This is a genomic window from Psychrobacter sp. 1U2 (assembly GCF_051847575.1).
The window spans coordinates 1-504 of the sequence record NZ_JBPYDC010001885.1 but is presented as its reverse complement, the minus strand read 5'-3'; the positions used below and the strand labels follow the sequence as shown (position 1 = coordinate 504).

Below are 504 nucleotides of genomic sequence, written 5' to 3'. Positions count from 1 at the left end.
CGCTGATGCTATTTGTATTTGTCGTCGGTCCATCAGTATTTATCTTAAATGCCTTTATGGAAAATACGGGTAGCTATTTGGGCAATATTGTTGAGCGTACTTTTAGTTTGCAAGCTTATCGGTCGAGTGATTGGATTGGTAGTTGGACGTTATTTATCTTTGCTTGGACGATTGCATGGGCGCCATTTGTCGGTTTGTTTATTGCTAAGATTAGTCGCGGTCGTACCATTCGTGAGTTTGTACTAGGTGTGATGCTAGTACCAACGCTGTTTACGTTCTTTTGGTTTTCAGTATTCGGTGATACCGCGCTACATATGATTATGGTTGATGGTTACGATGCTTTGATTGGGGAGGTGCAAAATAACCAAGCGATAGCATTGTTTAAATTATTAGAAAATTTGCCGTTTACACAGATAGTTTCATCATTAACGGTTCTATTGATTATCACCTTTTTTGTGACGTCATCAGATTCAGGGTCGCTGGTCATTGACTCACTTGCTGCAG

At 40.3% G+C, this 504-nt stretch carries 1 protein-coding gene; it reads left to right on the top strand.

What is annotated here, in order from left to right:
* On the top strand, nt 1–504 hold a 504-nt coding region (locus tag ACS8FD_RS24945; protein WP_439277819.1), incomplete at both ends, for a BCCT family transporter.